We start from the raw sequence: 18,336 nt of genomic DNA on the forward strand, positions 1-18,336 counted from the left end.
TGACAGGTCGACAAATTAATGATTAATCGAATCCAAGATAACAATGACAATCCCTGCACAATTTGACGCTAAAACGATAGAAAATAAATGGTATGACTACTGGATGGAAAATAACTATTTTCACTCAGAGCCAGACCATAGAACACCGTATACCATTGTGATTCCGCCACCTAACGTGACAGGAGTCTTGCACATGGGGCACATGTTGAACAACACTATTCAAGATGTTTTAATTCGTCGTGCACGTCTTAAAGGGTTCAATGCTTGCTGGGTACCTGGTACAGATCATGCATCAATTGCTACAGAAGCTAAGGTTGTGGCCAAATTAAAATCAGAAGGAATCAATAAAGCCGATTTGACTCGTGAAGAGTTTTTGAAGCATGCTTATGACTGGACTGACAAATATGGAGGAGTCATCTTAGAGCAGTTAAAAAAACTAGGAGCATCTTGTGACTGGGAACGTACTAAGTTTACAATGGATCCTGATATGTCTGCATCTGTAATTAAATCTTTTGTTGATTTATACAATAAAGGAATGATTTATCGCGGCTACCGCATGGTAAACTGGGATCCTGAAGCAAAAACTACTTTATCTGACGAAGAAGTAATTTTTGAAGAAAGACAAGGTAAATTATATTTTATCCAATATAAAATTGAAGGTAGTGACGACTTTTTAACCATTGCAACAACACGTCCTGAAACTATTTTTGGAGATAGTGCTATTTGTATCAACCCAAATGACGAACGTTTTGCACATTTAAAAGGTAAAAAAGCGATCGTACCTATTTGCGGTAGAGTAATTCCTATTATCAAAGATGAGTATGTTGATATCGAATTTGGAACAGGGTGCCTGAAAGTGACTCCTGCTCACGATATGAATGACAAAACGCTAGGAGAGAAGCATAACCTTGAAATTATCGACATCTTTAATGAAGATGCTACAATGAATAGTTTTGGTATGCATTACCAAGGAAAAGATCGTTTTGTTGTACGTGAAGAAGTTGCAGTAGAATTAGAAACTATTGGCGCTCTTGCAAAAACAGAAACACATTTAAATAAAGTAGGAACCTCAGAAAGAACTAAGGCGGTAATCGAACCAAGATTATCTGACCAATGGTTCTTGAAAATGGAGGACTTGGTTAAACCAGCAATTCAATCTGTATTAGTTGATGGAGATATTAAATTGCATCCTGCGCGTTTTAATAACACATACGCACACTGGTTAAACAACATACGCGACTGGAATATTTCTCGTCAGTTATGGTGGGGACAGCAAATTCCAGCTTATTTCTATGGAGATGGAAAAGAAGATTTTGTAGTTGCTGAGAATATTGAAGAAGCTTTAAAGTTAGCACGTGAGAAAACTTTAAACATTAAACTTGAAACAAAAGATCTGAGACAAGATGTGGATGCCTTAGATACTTGGTTTTCTTCTTGGCTGTGGCCAATGTCAGTTTTTGGTGGTATCATGGATCCAGAAAGCGAAGATTTTAAATACTATTACCCTACAAACGATTTAGTAACTGGTCCAGATATTTTATTTTTCTGGGTAGCTAGAATGATTATTGCAGGTTATGAGTACACTGATAAAAAACCATTTACAAATGTGTACTTAACTGGTTTAGTTCGTGATAAACAAAGACGTAAAATGTCTAAATCGTTAGGAAACTCACCTGATCCATTAGATTTAATTGAAAAATTTGGTGCCGATGGTGTTCGTGTAGGATTGCTTTTAAGTGCTTCTGCAGGAAACGACATCATGTTTGATGAAGAATTATGCAATCAAGGAAAAGGGTTTACTAATAAAATATGGAACGCTTTTAAATTGATTAAAGGTTGGGAAGTTTCAGATGCGATACCGCAACCAGAATCTTCTAAGGTAGCCATCGAATGGTACGAAGCTAAGTTGCAACAAACATTAGTGGATATCGAAGATAACTTTGAGAAGTACAGAATTTCAGAAGCATTAATGGGAATTTACAAATTAGTTTGGGATGATTTCTGCTCATGGTTCCTTGAAATGATCAAGCCAGCATACCAGCAGCCTATTGACAGCGTAACTTTTGCGAAAGCAATTGAAATGCTAGAAAATAACCTGAAATTGTTACATCCATTCATGCCATTCTTAACAGAGGAGATTTGGCAAATACTAGCTCCAAGAACAAAAGAAGAGGCGCTTATTGTGTCAACTTGGCCAGAAATGAAGCCATTTAATGCCGCTTTAATCGCTGATTTTGAAAACACGATGGAAGTGATTTCTGGAGTAAGAACGATTCGTAAGGACAAGAATATTCCGTTTAAAGATGCGATTGAATTAAAAGCTATAAATAATGATAAGGTATCGACTTATTTTGATTCGGTAGTAACCAAATTAGGGAATATCACCACCTTAGAATATGTTACAGAGAAAGTAGATGGCGCCCTATCATACCGTGTGAATTCAAACGAGTATTTTATTCCAATTACTGGGAATATTAACGTAGAAGAAGAAATCGCAAAACTGACAGCTGAATTAGAGTACACAAAAGGTTTCTTAAAATCAGTGCAAAACAAGTTAGCAAATGAGAAATTTGTAAACGGTGCGCCAGAAAAAGTTTTGGCAAACGAAAGACAAAAAGAAGCAGATGCATTAGCTAAAATAGATACGATTGAAAATAGTCTTTCGGGATTAAAATAGGCAATCTTAAAATAGCAGTACCCCCTTTTTTACAATAGTAAGAAAGGGGTTTTTTTATTTTCAATTTAGAGCTAAAGTCCTATTTTATCAGTGCTTCAAGTATAAATTTAATCCTACATAACGAGTCGAGTCTACTATTTATGTATTTTGTAGAGTTTATTTTCATTTAAACGATATTAATGGGAGCGCTGCTAATTGCTGCGTATTTTTGCATCTTTATTGAAAACTCCTCCCTAACAGTCATGAAAAAAATATTTAACGCTACTTATAGAAAAGATTACCTAGAAGGATATGCTGCTGGATTAAATCCGTTTTTGTCTTTAAAAACTAAGATGAATAAAGCCACTGTGGCAGGATTTAAATCGGGACGTATGGATTATGAAGATAGGAATGGTAGGGTAAGCAACGGGATTCCAAAACGCATTGTTACTGAAAAGGTGCTAGAAGATTTTTTAGTAGCTGGTATGTTCGGTTTTGATATTGACATTGAAGGATACACTACCTTTCAAATCAATACTATTTCTAAATGGTATCAAAGTGGTACAGAGAAGTATGATCCAAACCAGTTTGCTAATTTGTCATCATTGTTAAATGATCAAAAAATCGCGATGCCTATTTAATCTGTTTGTCATTCGAATTAAAATGAAAAATCCGTGAAAATGTAAACATCTTCACGGATTTTTTTTGCTTTTAACTTTGGCTTGACCACAAATAATTAAGAAGTCTAATGTTTATTATTTGAATGTTTACAGCTAGTATTTAAGTGCTAGACTCCAGAGTTTATTTTAAAAGGCCCAATTAAAATTGGTATTTTAATGAAGTCATTACTTGTCTAGGTGCGATAGGATTAGCACTATAGTTTTCATGAACAGTATAATTCAATGTATTTGAAATATTAGATAATTTGCATAAGATTGAAATTTTTCTCCAAGTGTATCCAGCAGAAACATCTACAGTTGTGTAACCATCAATAGGTACTTCGCGATCATTAATAGACATTGCACCCGTTGTAGGATTTATCACTACCTGATTATTCCATCCTGCAACACGGTTCCCAACATAATTTGCTGTAGAACCTAGCGATAAACCTTTAAGGACTCCAGATGGTAAGGTATAAAAGAAGCTTAAATTAGCAGTATTTGATGGTGTTCTAGCTAAACGGTCTCCTTCAATAAAACTTCCGTTTAAACCTGAAGTTTTTGTGTAACGCATGTCATTGTAGCTGTATCCAGCAATAATACTTAGTCCTTCCACAGGTTTAGCAGTAATATCCACTTCGACCCCTTTACTTTTTGTTGCACCACTTAATACTTTAATGCTAGAATCACTATTAAATGATCCGTCAGCTTTAAATTCTGCAGTTTGTGCTAGGTTGCTGTTTTCTATTTGGTATACGGTAAGATTTGTAGAGATTAATCCGCTCATGAAATCTTTCTTAATACCTAGTTCGTATTGATCAATTACAGATGGTTTGATTACCTTTAAGTCTACTGTTGTCCCTGAATTAGGTGTAAATGAGTTTGCATAACTAGCAAATAAAGACACTTCAGTTACTGGTTGGTACACCAGTCCAACCTTAGGAGTAAATGCTTGATCTACTCTATTAGCATCTTGTGTGGTCGTTGCAGCAACAAAGTCTTGTGTAGTTACTTTTGCTTCTTGCCAAGACCAACGCAATCCTGCCAATACTTTAAATTTATCTGTAATCGAAATTAAGTCCTGTGCGTACACACCAAAACGGTTAGTTTCTGTACTTACTATTTTTGTATTGTCTGCAGTAGGTATAGCGCCACCTTGATCAAAATTATCGAAGTCAAATATGTTCCCAGATCCGTAAGTAGCAGGGTCAAACTTGAATGTGTAAGCAGTTACATCAGCATTTTCAAAATCAACTCCTGTGAAAATTTGGTGTTTAATTGCACCAGTATTAAAGTTTCCTATGAAGCTTAATTGCTCCGATAGAATTTGTTCTTGGTTTTTATTTTGCCCTAATGGTCTGCTCCAAGTACCGTCTGCAGCTGGTTGAACACGTTCTGTGCCTTTTGAAGTTCTATTGTAATCTTGGAAAGAAGAATTGAAGTTTAATTTCCAGTTAGCGTTAAACTCGTGATTCAATAAGGCCGAAACACTAGCTTGTTTTGTTTGACCATTTGACCATGTCGCTCCTAAGTACGTATTTCTAGGCACATCGGCAGTTTCTTTTTCAATTATTCCAGTACCAAAATCTGGTGTCCAGTCATCATGAAGGTAATCACCTTGTAATGTGATATCTGTTTTATCACTTACCTTAAATAAGAAAGAAGGGTTAACATAGTAACGTTCCTTTTTTACCACATCTCTATAACTTTCTGAATTCTCATAAGAACCTATAAAACGGTAGGCGATGTTGTCATTCAAAGGGCCGTAAATATCAATTGACGGCTTGTAGAAGGCATAACTTCCCATTTGCATGCTTATTTCTCCACCACTTTCAAAAGTAGGTTTCTTAGTCACCATATTTAAAATTCCTCCGGGAGCTACATTACCATATAATAATGCAGCACTACCTTTAAGTAACTCAACGCGCTCTAATGAAGAAACCTCAGGTATAGAACCATTAGTAAAACGGAAACCATTTTTAAACATATTGTTTGATGACATATCATATCCTCTAGACCAGAAAGTCTCTTGAGAGCCACCTCTGGCAGAACCTACATATACACCATTGGCATTTTTTATAACATCACTCAAGCGAACGGCTTGTTGTTGTGTGATTACTTCGTTACCTATTACTTGAACGCTTTGCGGAATGTCCATTGGCTTCAAGCCAGATCTTACAGCATTAACTGTCCTTTTTTGTTGGTTTACATTAATTAACACTTCCTTCAAAGATTCTCCTTTTTTACCTTTTATAGTATCAATTGGATTGTTCATGAACTGCGTCAATGTTTGTGTATCGTTAAAAGACGCTTTAGATGACTGCTGAGCACTTGCCGTTGTAAGGCAGAGTAATGTAACTGTAGATAATAGTAAAGCTTTCATTTTTATTTAGATTTATTTAAAATAACAGCGCAAATGTACACGCTTTTTCGGATTGCACAAAGCTTATTTAGAATAATTAAAGATAATATTTTTAACAAGCTATTTGTGAAGTAATTAACAAGTCATATTTTGTAGACGGTACAAACAATGGTATTTTCAAGGTTAATTCATCTAGTTAATGAGTTAAAGATTTCTCGAATAAATAGCACTTAAAATTTAACATACTTATTTAGACTAAATCTCAATTAAGTTTGTATGTATGCAAATAAGTGTTTAAATTTGCGGCATAATTATATTTAAACCATGGAGTACATTAATCAAAATAATGATTTATTGTTTGAGAATAAGAAGGGATACAGTTACCAGTGCGAACTGACCAATACCATTGTTATTAATTTTGACGGGATTACTACCTCTTATAAGATCAGAGATTTTTTGGTTTTTCAAAGGATGGTGAATAGTGTTAACGTGCTTGATATGATTTACAACCTTTCAGATGAAGGGGATTTCAAACTAATTGAGGCAACAAAAAGAAATTTCTCTAAGGAATTAACAATCTGCGAAATTATACAGTTACGTGATTTGCTAAACGGTACAAAATTTACGATTGTACTGAATTCAATGGTGCTTGAAGTGCTAAGTGATACTGTAGTATATTAGTCATTTACTCACAGGATATTTATTTAGATTTAATTCAAATTCACTCGTTTTAAAGTTCCTTTAGCTACTTAATGCTTCAATTCCGTATCTTTGATTTTACATTAAAATACAAGCGCTATGAAAGACTTACTACGTTCACATACCTCACTTCAAGAAGGGATAGAAAAATTATTAAACTTACAATCAAAAATAGAAAGTGATGCTTCAGCTAAATATTTAGCAATGGCATCGTGGTTAGATAGAAACGGATTTGAAAATACTGCAGGTTACATGTATGAGCAAGCAGAGGAAGAGAGAAGTCACTTTCTTAAAGTTTTCAAGTACATTACTGACATGGGAGGAATTGCAATTACGCCTACCGTTAACGAAGTGCAACAGGAATTTTCATCGTTTAAAGAAGTTTTTGAAATCGCATTACAAAACGAAATTGCAGTGACACACGCTGTGAATAAAATTATTGCAAAGTGTAGAATAGAAAATGATTACGCTACCGAAGAATTCATGATGTGGTACGTAAGAGAACAAAGAGAAGAAGAAATTAATGCAAGGAGAGCACTGGAATTCTTTGAATTAATTGACGAGAATACAGCTGCAGGTAAATTTGAATTAGACAAACAAATTGCAAAAATAGGTGCTACAGAAGTATAACTGAATCGCCATTACAATAAATGCCTTTACTACTTAAGTAAAGGCATTTTTTTTTAAGTACAAGAGGCTTTTATTTGAGCTGAGGCTCACTTTTCTTTTTTTTATACCACCAAATTAATCTTCCAGAGAAAGCTAGAATCAGTTTTAACTATTTTGCAATCAATATTTTAGTTGCTGTAGTTTTAAAATTAGAGCGGTTTTAAATTATCCTGCTTCAAAAAGTCTTGATGTAAAGCGTCTTGGAAATTTTCAAATATTTATTTGCTTAAATTATAGTTATAAAAAAACCTTGCGATGAGCAAGGTTTCTTATTAGTGTACTATAATTTATTTTATTTTCTTCATTTCGTATTTTTCTGAACTAGGTTTTCCAACTTGTGTACCAGATATCTCCGTAGTCAAATTTCCATTAGGCGTTTTAGCGTAGGTTATTTTTTGTGGGTAATCATTGGTTTTATTTTCAAAAACAACTTCATTCTCTTTATGGTCTAGTAATGTAAAAACAATCGGTTTATCTTCGTTTTGTCCTTTGATTACTGTAGTGTAAGTAAGGTTGTCTCCTTTTTGTTCTAGTTGTATTTGTTCAAAATGAATGGTGTCTGTGGCTTTTATAAAGTAAGATTGTCCTTTGTAAAGACTATCATTTTGTTTTTCCCATAATTCTTTCAAGTGGCCATCTTGTGTAACCATTTCCCAATTCCCAAGAATAAAACGAGCTGCCTTTAAATGTTCTTTTTCATTATCAGTTGCGTCGTTGTTAGATTGCTTACAAGAGATAAATGATATTAAAAGTATAAGTAGCGTAATTTTTTTAATCATAATGGGTTGTTTCTATAGGGTTTAATAATGGCAAAATTAGCAAAATATATTCATTTATTCTAAGTATTTGTAGGTTGCTCCACGTCGCTACAAGGCTACTACTTTTGATCGAAAGTAAAGGTAATACTGCTTTCAAAATAGAGGCAGCTAGAAGCTACTTTTCAAAATTTGATGTACTAATTCTTTAGTAGCTTTTTGGTCTTTTAGTTTTTCTCTGACGGTATCAAACGAAACTTTAAAATCACAGCCTACTTTGTATGCACTACAACCATAGGCTGTGTTGCCTTTTATAATGCTACCATTTTTACATTTAGGGCATTGTAGCGTAGCGTTATCAGCAACCGCTTTAGAAGCTATAACGGCCGTTTTTTTAGGTTCGAGAACAATTTTGAAAGCGTCATCAAAACGAAGCAATCCCTCAACCGAAGCGCCTCCAACTTTAAAATCTTTTAAGTTTACAGTGGATCCTTTCTGGAGTAACCGCAGGTACTGGTTTTCGGAAATTTTCTTTTCAGCAAATTCAAAAGGCAGCTTAAAATCGCAGCCTGCCTTATAATTGGCACAACCATAAGCTGATTTTCCTTTAATCACAGAAGCTGTTTTACACTTAGGGCAAATTTCGGCAGTGATTCCTTGCGCTTTTTTCTTAACCGCTTTTTCCTCTTTCTTTGCACTGTGTTGTGAGTGCGAAATGTTAGCACGTTTTGTTTCGCTACGCACCTCATACACTAAGGCATCGACCATTTGCTTCATGTTATTGATAAACGCAGCAGCGCTAAAAGTACCTTTCTCGATATCTTTCAATTGCTTTTCCCAAGACCCTGTAAGTTCTGCCGATTTTACTAAGTCATTTTGAATTGTATCAATCAACTGAATTCCGGTGGGAGTAGGGAGCACTTGTTTTTTATTTCGAATAATATACTGCCGCTTAAATAATGTTTCAATGATATTAGCACGAGTAGACGGTCTCCCTATTCCGTTCTCTTTCATTAATTCACGTAAATCTTCGTCGTCCACTTGCTTTCCTGCGGTTTCCATCGCACGTAGTAGTGTTGCCTCTGTAAATTGATTGGGCGCTTTGGTTTCTTTTTCAAGAAATGAGGGTTGGTGCGGCCCTTTCTCTCCCTTAATAAACGCAGGTAATAAATCAGCCTCTTTTTCTTTAGCGTCGGGATTTTCGAAAACAATTCTCCAACCTTTCTTTATTATAATTTTTCCAGTCGCCTTAAATAATACTGCTGCAGCTTGTCCCATTACAGTTGTATTTGCGACCGTACAATCATCATAAAAAACAGCAATAAAACGTTTGGTAATAATATCGTATACCTGCTGCTGATTGTACTGTAAATTAGATTGAATTCCAGTGGGGATTATAGCGTGGTGATCTGTTACTTTTTTATCGTTAAATACCTTTGCTGATTTCTTTATTTTTTTTCCTAATAGCGGCTCTGTGAGATTGCTGTAGTTTGTAAGTTTTTGTAAAATTCCAGGCACTTTAGGGTAAATATCATTGGGTAAAAATGTAGTATCTACTCTAGGGTATGTCACTACTTTTTGTTCGTATAGTGTTTGCACTATTTTCAACGTCTCATCTGCCGAAAAGCCAAATTTTGTATTGCAGTAAACCTGTAACCCTGTAAGGTCAAATAGTTTAGGGGCATACTCGTTTCCTTGCTTTTTTTCGATAGAAACAATTTCAAAATCACTTTCTTTTACTTTATTGGCTAATACTTCTCCATCTTCTTTTTTTAGAAAACGGCCGTCTTCATAGCTAAACAGTGTTTCGCGATACAATGTTTGTAATTCCCAGTAGGGTTGTGGTTTGAAATTATCGATCTCTTTCCAGCGATCTACAACCATTGCAAGCGTAGGTGTTTGCACTCTACCTATAGACAATACTTGCTTGTAGCCACCATGTTTTACGGTATACAATCGGGTAGCGTTCATTCCTAACAACCAGTCCCCAATTGCTCTAGAAAAACCGGCGTAGTATAGATTATCATAGTTAGCCGAAGGTTTTAAATTGTCAAAACCATCTCTAATTGCTTCTGTAGTTAAAGACGAAATCCATAACCGCTGTACTTCACCTTTATATTTTGCTTCATTCATCACCCAGCGCTGAATCAATTCTCCTTCTTGTCCAGCATCCCCGCAATTAATCACTAATGTAGCTTTGTCAAAAAGTCCTTTTATAATTTTAAATTGTTTTTGTATTCCTGAGTTAGCAACAACTTTTGTCTCAAATTTTTCAGGAAGCATAGGTAAATTATTCAAATCCCAACTTTTCCAGTAGGGCTTGTAGTCATTAGGTTCTTTTAAAGTGCATAAATGTCCAAAAGTGTAGGTTACCGCATATCCATTGCCTTCATAGTAGCCATCATGCTTAGTGTTAGCTCCTAATACAGATGCGATTTCACGTGCGACACTTGGTTTTTCGGCAATACAGACCTTCATTTTTCTACTAATTTTGAGGGTGCAAATTAGGGATTTAGAATTTGGTATTAAAAGGAAATCATCAGGAGTTTTAAATAACTGAAATTTTGAATAGTACCTTTATTTTCGAATATAAAGATGTCAGAAAGTTTTCTAATAGACGTTCTAAGGTCTTATTGATTTGTATTCGAATGTGTTTTAGATTGTAAAAATTGTTTAGTAATTATTAGCTGTCTCACTTACGGATGCAGTGGGTTTAAAAGTGAATTCCAATTACAATGACCATTTAAAGATTATGGTAGTGACAAAAAAAAACCGCTGCACTACGGCAGCGGTTTTCATTATTAAGATGAATTAAAACCTTATTTAGGCATAACTACTGTATCAATAGCGTGAATAACTCCATTTGAAGCAGCGACATCGGCAAGTATTACTGTTGAAGTTCCGCCATTTGCATCTGTCAACATAACTTTATCACCATTTAAGCTTAGCACAATGGTTCCACCTTGTACGGTCGTTACGCTATACTTTCCATTGTTCTTTTTTATAGCATCGATTACTGCTGCCGAATCAAATTTTCCTGCAACTACGTGGTAGGTTAATACCGCTTTTAATTTTTCTGCATTTTCTGGTTTTAATAGATTTTCTACTGTTCCTTCAGGAAGTTTTGCAAACGCTGCATTATTTGGTGCAAAAACTGTAAAAGGTCCTTCGCTGCTTAGTGTTTCTACTAATTCAGCTGCTTTAACTGCAGCAACTAAAGTTGAAAAATCTTCATTTGCTGATGCTACACCTACTATATTAGGTGTGTCTACCACAACTGTATCCATTGCAACTTCTGTAGAGTCGTTCATCTCGTTAGATTTTGCTTCTTTTTTTTCTCCGCAAGACACGGCTACTATTCCTAACAGTGCCAATGCGCTAATTTATGTTACTAGTTTCATAATCATTATTTTAAGTTTGAGTGTTAATGAATTCAAATATACCTATTTAAAGTTATTGTTTAATCTTTTTAACATTTTATTAAACAAAATTAGATTTAGAAGTTAGCTATTTGTTGCATTGCCATCATTGTATTTTTTCTAGAAATAGTGAAGTTGAAATGTAAAGCTTTCAGCTTATGAAATTGCTATTTGAAAGATGGTAATCTAAACAGATTATAAAACTAAATTGCCATTAGCTGAAGTTTATCGTATTTGAAATCACATTGGCTCCTACCTATTTTACTTTGGTGAAAACCAAAAAAAAGCCACAGTTTCTATAACTGTGGCTTTCTTAAAAAAATGGTTTTTGGTTATTCGATGATTTCTTTACGTTTTTTCATTGAAACAAAAAATAGTGCTGTTACTATAGCGGTTAAAATAATTCCAATCCAATTTGATGTAGTTACTGCCATTCCAAAACCTATTGTAGGATCGTAAAATAAGTACGAGAAAATAACAGTGGTAATAAAAAATGCGGGTACTACGGCAATCATATAATGGGTCTTTTTTTGGTATAAATACACAGCACCTATCCATAAAGCGATGGCTGCCGTTACTTGATTTGCCCATGAAAAGTACCTCCATAATAATTGGAAATCCATATTGGTTAAAATATACGAAATCACAAATAACGGAATCGCAACCATGAAACGGTTCTTCAAAGCTTTCTGGTCAATGTTAAGGTAGTCAGCAATGATCATTCTAGCCGCTCTAAACGAAGTATCACCAGAGGTAATAGGCAGTACAATTACACCTAGAACAGCGATTGTACCTCCTACAGTTCCTAAAAATACAACTGCAATTTTATTTACTACAGCAGCTGGTCCACCATTTGCAAGTAAAACGCTTAACTCTTCTCCGTTCACTAAACTCATAGCTGCAGCTGCCCATATCATGGCAATTACAGCTTCTAATATCATCATACCGTAGAAGATTTTTCTTCCATCTCTTTCATTATCGATAGTACGCGAAATGATAGGCGATTGTGTGGCGTGAAACCCAGATAAGGCACCACAAGAAATCGTTAAAAAGATCACCGGATAGTATGGCAATCCTTTTGGATGCAAATTTTCTAAGGTTAATTCGGGAATTGGGTTACCATACATAAACATCCCAATACAAATTCCAACAGCGCTTACAATTAGTAAAAAGCCTAGTACTGGATAGATTTTTCCAATGATTTTGTCAATGGGTAATACTGTCGCAGCGATGTAATATAAGAAAATACAAAAGATAATAATTGTAAGGACGCTGCCGTCGTTTCCTATTAATTCATTAATCATTTTTGCTGGAGCCGTAACAAAAACAGTTCCTACTAACAGCAATAATAGTAGCGTAAAAAAGTTGACAACATGACTAAATGATTTTCCTAAAAAGCGAGAAGCCAGAGCAGGTAAATGGGCACCACCATAACGTAATGAGATCATTCCAGTTAAATAATCGTGTACACCACCAGCAAAAATAGAACCAAAAACAATCCATAAAAACGCCGAAGGACCATATAGTGCTCCTAAAATAGGACCAAAAATAGGACCAACACCCGCAATATTTAAGATTTGGATAAATGCATTTTTACTACTATTCATGGGAACAAAATCTACACCATCCGCATGCGTATGGGCAGGAGTTATCTTAGTAGCGTCAGATTTAAAAGTTTTGTCGACAAACTTTCCATAAGTCAGATAGCCCAATAGCAATATAATGAGGGCGACAATAAATGTAATCATAGGTGGAGTTTTAAGTTGGTAAAATGGTATTAATTTTTAAATATAATGCTTTAGCCATAATTAAATCACAACTTTATTGTCTAATTCGTTTTTTATGATTTTTATTGAGAATTACGAATCAAACTGATTTAAATACACGCAATCGTAATAGTAGTTGCTGCTTGCAAAGATTATTTGAAAATAGCTCTAAGGGTATTTTTGTAAAAAAAAATGGCAATGAGTATCAAAATTGCACTCATTGCCATTGTATAAAGAGGTATTGTTAACAGCACCGTAATCCTAGTTTTCCTTATTATAATTAGATTCAAAAATTCTATATTTGAACAATCCCACTACCACAGCACCACCTATGCTATTTCCTAATAAGGCCAGCACTAAAAACCATAAATAGTCTGCTAGTCCTATTGAATCAGATAGTAAGTAAGCACCAAAGACTTCAATATTGCCCACAATACTGTGGTGGAAACCCCCAAAACCAATTACTGCTGTAATCATAAATATTAAAAAAATACGTGTTAGCGAGTTTTTTGCACTATTCAATAGCCAGTTCAATAATCCCATTAACCAACCTGCAACAACTGCACTTAAAAAAATCACCCAACTCTCATGATGCAGCACATGACTACCTATTTTAATCATGGTATCAGGAGTAAACAAGTTGAGATGGGGTGCTAAGAAACCTATAAATAGTGTGAACAAAATACCACCCACTACGTTACCCACTATCACTAATCCCCATATACGAAGCAGCTCTTTAATAGAACGCTGTCCGTTTAAAACAGGCAATGCTAACACCGATGTTTGCTCTGTAAACAAGGCTGATTTACCTAGAATAACTAATATGAAACCCACGGGATAGACAAAACTAAAAAGTTTAAAAATGGTGTTTTCCTCAACCTTGCCATGCAATAAATGATGCAGCGCACAAAGCAACATGTAACTAAAACCAATTTCGAGTCCGGCAATAATCGCACTTAGTGTGATCGCCTTATTTTTAATCTTAAAAATCTCTTCCCCTTCATGAATTACCCTACTTATAATGTCGCGGTATTCATTAACACCATCAACCTCCTTTGAAGTCTCTTCTAACTCCTCTTGATATTTTTCTTGCTCTTTTTCCTCGGCTTTCATAAGACTATTTTATTATCATTCTCGTATCTAATAATAAGCTTGGTGTCCTATTTATTAGTAGCAGAACTACTATGAATTTAAATGACCATCCGTCCTGCTGTACGCTATATTCCCGCTAAGTAAACTACGGCACAAAAAGCCTTGTTTACTTCACCGGGCGATGCCGCTGCCATCAGGGCTAGGGGAGTCTATTTTTATTTTTTAAGTATCCATAAAGAGAACAGCTAGTTAGTCGTTCTCGTCAACAAGTAATTTTAGAGAATTAATATAATCAGTATCAAACTCGATCACTCGTACTTTGCTGTGTTTGAAACTCATCACACCTTCAAATTTACCCTCCGGACTCAAAAAATCCATTACCAATTCTTTATCAGTGAATTCCATTAACTTCCCTAGATACACTGCCTTATCGGATTTTTTAGCTACCTGAAAAATCTGGTATTTATTAGCTAAAAAGCTAATTATAGATTCCAAATTAGTTAAAGGAATGATTTCTTCAGCGCTAGTTTTAAGGCCTTTTAGTTTAATGACTTTCTCTGTAAACTCGTGATCCTTGTCTTGTATAATTGCTTTTACATTTTTGTTTTTCAAAATAGTAAAACCATCAATGATAAAATCCACAGGATTATTCTTTAGCAGAATCCAATCCTCAGTCCAATCAATTAAAAACCCGGTAAAAATGTCTTTTTTATCTTCAAATTCAATCGAAATCAATTGACGTAAATATTTTTCCATACTGTTATTTCTCTTTAAAGAGTAGCGATTGTCGCTGCTCTAAATCTTTTTTTAAAGTCTCAATTTAAGAATATAATTGATAGCAACAAATTTAAATGTAATAGCTGATAAAAAAGCTAAAGCATTTTAATGTTACTAATTATTGATAGAATATTGAAAACCTGAGTCAAAATATTTTAGTTCGTTAGGAATCATAGTTTATTATTTATGACTTACTGTTTACTATTATCACCCAATCTTGTCACTGTGAAAGAGTGTTGATAAAGTAACTCGACAAAGCAAGTAGGACAAATACTAGACAATGCACTCCAATCTTGTCACTCTGAAACAGTCTTAGCAAAGTAACTTGACCAATCAAAGTACACTAATACTGGACAATGCACTCCAATCTTGTCACTCTGAAAGAGTCTCAGCACGTAACTTAACAGAGCAAAGTAACTCTACAAATACTTCAAGTTAGAGTTACTCCCAGCATCACCCTAGCTTTTTTTAGCTCCAAGTTCAAAAAATCCCGTAAGGCAATATGACTAATAACGTAAACCATAAAGCTTGTAATTTCATCGGGATTCTGGCTGAGTTAGTTTCTTAGGTGAGACGCTTTCAGCGTGACAATATTGAGGAGCCTTTTGAGAGAAATAGTTTTAGTAATGTTTTGTGCTCAATATTGTAGAAAGATCATCGTTGAGTTTTTTTAAGATAAAGATTTCTAGTCTTTTCTTAAGAAATATCAAGGAGTATCAGGAATTACTTTTTACGAATTAAGAATCGACAATCTTATCACTCTGAAAGAGTCTCAGTAAAGCAAATTCTACAAAGACTTCAAACTGGCGTTACACCAAGAACCATCAGAGCTTTTTTTAGCTCCAAGTTCAAAAAATCCCGCAGGCAAAATGACTAATAAAGTAAACCATAAAGCTTCTTACTTCAAGGGGATTCTGGCTGTTTAGCTTCTTAGGTGAGACGCTTTAAGCGTGACAATACTGAGATGGTTTTTCTTGAGTAAATGAGCGTGTTGTCTTGTAACAATGCAATACCGCGTTAAGGTTAACGGTGAAAATCCTTCTTATTACGGAGCGATAGTGGAACCATAAATAGATTGTAGCGTCCCGAAGCGACGGGTGCCTGACTGCCTTTTTTTGGCAGGCACGCCCTTAAGATTTTAAGTTTTTGAATGGGCAATTTTTGACTGGATTTTAAGCTATGAAAACTAGAAGATGTAATGATGAAATTTTAAACAAAAATTTCGTAATTTTGCACTCCAAATAAAGGACTAAGATTATGTTAGATAGACTTCAAATAGTAAAACAACGTTTCGATGAGATTTCGGATTTGATCATTCAGCCGGATGTTATCTCTGATCAGAAGCGTTATGTACAGTTGAATAAAGAGTACAAAGACCTGAAAGCATTGGCTGAGAAAAGAGATGAATATGTTCTTTTAATGGCAAATATTGAAGAAGCAAACGAAATTATAGCTGATAATAGTGATGCTGATATGACCGAAATGGCCAAGATGCAACTAGATGAAGCAAAGGATAGATTACCAGAATTAGAGGAGGAAATCAAATTTATGTTGATTCCTAAGGATCCAGAAGATGCTAAGAATGTGATGGTGGAAATTCGTGCCGGAACCGGTGGGGATGAAGCGAGTATTTTTGCAGGAGATCTTTTCCGTATGTACACTAAATATTGTGAGAACAGAGGTTGGAGAACTTCTGTGGTTGACATGAACGAGGGTACATCAGGTGGATTTAAAGAGGTAATCTTTGAGGTTACTGGTGAGGATGTTTATGGTACTTTAAAGTTTGAGGCGGGTGTTCACCGTGTGCAACGTGTGCCGCAAACAGAGACACAAGGACGTGTGCATACTTCTGCAGCGACAGTTATGGTTTTACCAGAAGCTGAGGAATTTGACGTGCAAATTGATATGAACGATGTACGTGTCGATTTCTTTTGTTCATCAGGACCTGGTGGGCAATCGGTAAATACAACCAAATCAGCGGTACGTTTAACGCACGTTCCTACGGGATTAGTGGCACAATGTCAAGATCAAAAATCGCAACACAAGAATAAAGATAAGGCGTTTATTGTATTGCGTTCTCGTTTATACGAACAAGAATTAGCTAAGAAACAGGCCGAAGATGCTAGCACGCGTACCTCTCAAGTGAGTTCAGGTGACCGTTCGGCTAAGATTCGTACTTACAATTATGCTCAAGGTCGTGTAACGGATCACCGTGTAGGTTTGACCTTATATGATTTAGGAAATATCATGAATGGAGATATCCAGAAAATTGTCGAGGAGCTTGCTCTTGTAAACAATATGGAAAAACTAAAGGAAGCTAGTGAAGTTTTCTAATTATTAAGCCTCATTTATTGAGGCTTTTTTTTGGAGCTATTTCCCGCTTTCTCCTTTATCTCTTCGTTGTACTACGAGGATATCGGTTCAATCGGGGCTAAAAAACAATTGGATATAAAAGAACGTAGCGAAATTTGCGATGCATTTTTGTAAACTTCGCTTTTAAATAGACAACATGACTACAGACCAACTAATCAGCCAAATCAAACTTAAAAAATCATTTCTAGCCGTTGGTTTAGATGTTGATTTAGATAAAATCCCACCGCATTTATTGCAACTCGAAGATCCCATTTTTGAGTTTAATAAAGCGATTATCGATGCGACTCACGATTTATGTGTGGCTTACAAACCCAATATCGCTTTTTTTGAAGCGTACGGAATCAAAGGTTGGATGGCACTCCAAAAAACAATCAATTACATCAACGACAACTACCCTGATATTTTCACGATTGCAGATGCTAAACGTGGTGATATAGGAAATACTTCGGCTATGTATGCCAAGGCCTTTTTTGAAGATTTAAATTTTGATAGTATTACGGTAGCTCCTTATATGGGGAAAGACTCAGTAGAGCCATTTCTGGCTTTCGAAAACAAACATACCATCATGCTGGCACTAACTTCTAATGAAGGTGCTTTTGATTTTCAAACACTAGAGGTAAATGGAAAAGAGCTTTACAAACAAGTCTTAGAGACCTCTAAGTCATGGACCAATAGTAAAAATTTAATGTATGTTGTGGGAGCAACAAAAGCAGAATATTTCACTGAGATTCGTAAAATTGTCCCGGATAGTTTTTTATTAGTTCCAGGAGTAGGAGCACAAGGAGGTAGTTTGTCTGAAGTATGTAAATACGGAATGAACGACAACATAGGTTTGTTAATCAATTCTTCTAGAGCCATTATCTACGCATCAAAAGACACAGATTTTGCCGATAAAGCAAGAGCAGAAGCTTTAAAAATGCAGGAAGAAATGAGTGAAATTGTGTTTAAATTGTTTCAGGTTTAAAAGTTTAAAGTTGATGCTGATTGGGCTTGAAATGTTTCAGGTTTAAAGTTTAAGGTTTCAGGTTGATGCTGTCTGGGCGTAAAATGTTTTAGGTAAACGCAAATTTTAATCCAGGACATTTTGTAAAAGCAGCACAGTTTAACTT

13 protein-coding genes are annotated in these 18,336 nt (G+C 35.2%); 6 read left to right on the plus strand and 7 right to left on the minus strand.

The window, feature by feature from the left end:
* Nucleotides 1–43: 43 nt before the first annotated feature.
* A complete protein-coding gene (locus tag HNQ00_RS03920; protein ID WP_173837024.1) occupies nucleotides 44–2,677 on the plus strand; it encodes a valine--tRNA ligase in 2,634 nt (877 codons plus the stop codon).
* A gap of 242 nt (nucleotides 2,678–2,919) precedes the next feature.
* Nucleotides 2,920–3,297 carry a hypothetical protein gene (locus tag HNQ00_RS03925; protein WP_173837025.1) on the plus strand — a complete coding sequence of 126 codons (378 nt, stop codon included), beginning with the start codon at nucleotides 2,920–2,922 and terminating at the stop codon, nucleotides 3,295–3,297.
* 178 nt (nucleotides 3,298–3,475) lie between these two features.
* On the opposite strand, the gene HNQ00_RS03930 is transcribed toward HNQ00_RS03925, so the two are convergent.
* Nucleotides 3,476–5,698, minus strand: a complete 2,223-nt coding sequence (locus tag HNQ00_RS03930) for a TonB-dependent siderophore receptor (protein WP_173837026.1) — start codon at nucleotides 5,696–5,698, stop codon at nucleotides 3,476–3,478.
* A gap of 303 nt (nucleotides 5,699–6,001) precedes the next feature.
* On the opposite strand from HNQ00_RS03930, the gene HNQ00_RS03935 reads away from it, so the two are divergent.
* Both HNQ00_RS03935 and HNQ00_RS03940 read left to right on the plus strand, forming a co-directional pair.
* The gene (locus tag HNQ00_RS03935) at nucleotides 6,002–6,358 is read left to right on the plus strand and encodes a hypothetical protein (RefSeq protein ID WP_173837027.1); all 357 of its coding nucleotides are present in this window, start codon (nucleotides 6,002–6,004) and stop codon (nucleotides 6,356–6,358) included.
* A gap of 117 nt (nucleotides 6,359–6,475) precedes the next feature.
* Nucleotides 6,476–7,006, plus strand: a complete 531-nt coding sequence (locus HNQ00_RS03940) for a ferritin (RefSeq protein ID WP_173837028.1) — start codon at nucleotides 6,476–6,478, stop codon at nucleotides 7,004–7,006.
* 326 nt (nucleotides 7,007–7,332) lie between these two features.
* Here HNQ00_RS03940 and HNQ00_RS03945 read toward each other — a convergent pair whose 3' ends face one another.
* From HNQ00_RS03945 to HNQ00_RS03970, 6 genes are all read right to left on the minus strand, one after another.
* The gene (locus HNQ00_RS03945; protein WP_173837029.1) at nucleotides 7,333–7,824 is read right to left on the minus strand and encodes a DUF6265 family protein; all 492 of its coding nucleotides are present in this window, start codon (nucleotides 7,822–7,824) and stop codon (nucleotides 7,333–7,335) included.
* A gap of 147 nt (nucleotides 7,825–7,971) precedes the next feature.
* Nucleotides 7,972–10,278 carry a type IA DNA topoisomerase gene (locus HNQ00_RS03950; RefSeq protein WP_173837030.1) on the minus strand — a complete coding sequence of 769 codons (2,307 nt, stop codon included), beginning with the start codon at nucleotides 10,276–10,278 and terminating at the stop codon, nucleotides 7,972–7,974.
* A gap of 341 nt (nucleotides 10,279–10,619) precedes the next feature.
* Entirely contained in the window at nucleotides 10,620–11,111 is a 492-nt protein-coding gene (locus tag HNQ00_RS03955) for a fasciclin domain-containing protein (RefSeq protein ID WP_173837124.1), read from the minus strand.
* 440 nt (nucleotides 11,112–11,551) lie between these two features.
* On the minus strand, nucleotides 11,552–12,967 hold the full coding sequence (locus HNQ00_RS03960; RefSeq protein ID WP_173837031.1) for a carbon starvation CstA family protein: 1,416 nt from the start codon (nucleotides 12,965–12,967) through the stop codon (nucleotides 11,552–11,554).
* Between the two features lie 279 nt (nucleotides 12,968–13,246).
* Nucleotides 13,247–14,098 (minus strand): formate/nitrite transporter family protein, encoded by an 852-nt coding sequence (locus tag HNQ00_RS03965; protein WP_173837032.1) that lies wholly within the window; start codon nucleotides 14,096–14,098, stop codon nucleotides 13,247–13,249.
* A gap of 228 nt (nucleotides 14,099–14,326) precedes the next feature.
* Nucleotides 14,327–14,833: a hypothetical protein gene (locus HNQ00_RS03970; protein ID WP_173837033.1), complete on the minus strand. Its 507-nt coding sequence runs from the start codon at nucleotides 14,831–14,833 to the stop codon at nucleotides 14,327–14,329.
* A 1,278-nt stretch (nucleotides 14,834–16,111) separates the two neighbouring features.
* Here HNQ00_RS03970 and prfA point away from each other — a divergent pair.
* Both prfA and pyrF read left to right on the plus strand, forming a co-directional pair.
* Nucleotides 16,112–17,188 carry a peptide chain release factor 1 gene (prfA, locus tag HNQ00_RS03975; protein WP_173837034.1) on the plus strand — a complete coding sequence of 359 codons (1,077 nt, stop codon included), beginning with the start codon at nucleotides 16,112–16,114 and terminating at the stop codon, nucleotides 17,186–17,188.
* A gap of 175 nt (nucleotides 17,189–17,363) precedes the next feature.
* Complete coding sequence (gene pyrF, locus HNQ00_RS03980; protein WP_173837035.1) at nucleotides 17,364–18,191, plus strand: orotidine-5'-phosphate decarboxylase; 828 nt, start codon at nucleotides 17,364–17,366, stop codon at nucleotides 18,189–18,191.
* Nucleotides 18,192–18,336: the final 145 nt, after the last annotated feature.

The organism is Flavobacterium aeripolare, assembly GCF_013294025.1.
Taxonomy (GTDB): Bacteria; Bacteroidota; Bacteroidia; order Flavobacteriales; family Flavobacteriaceae; genus Flavobacterium.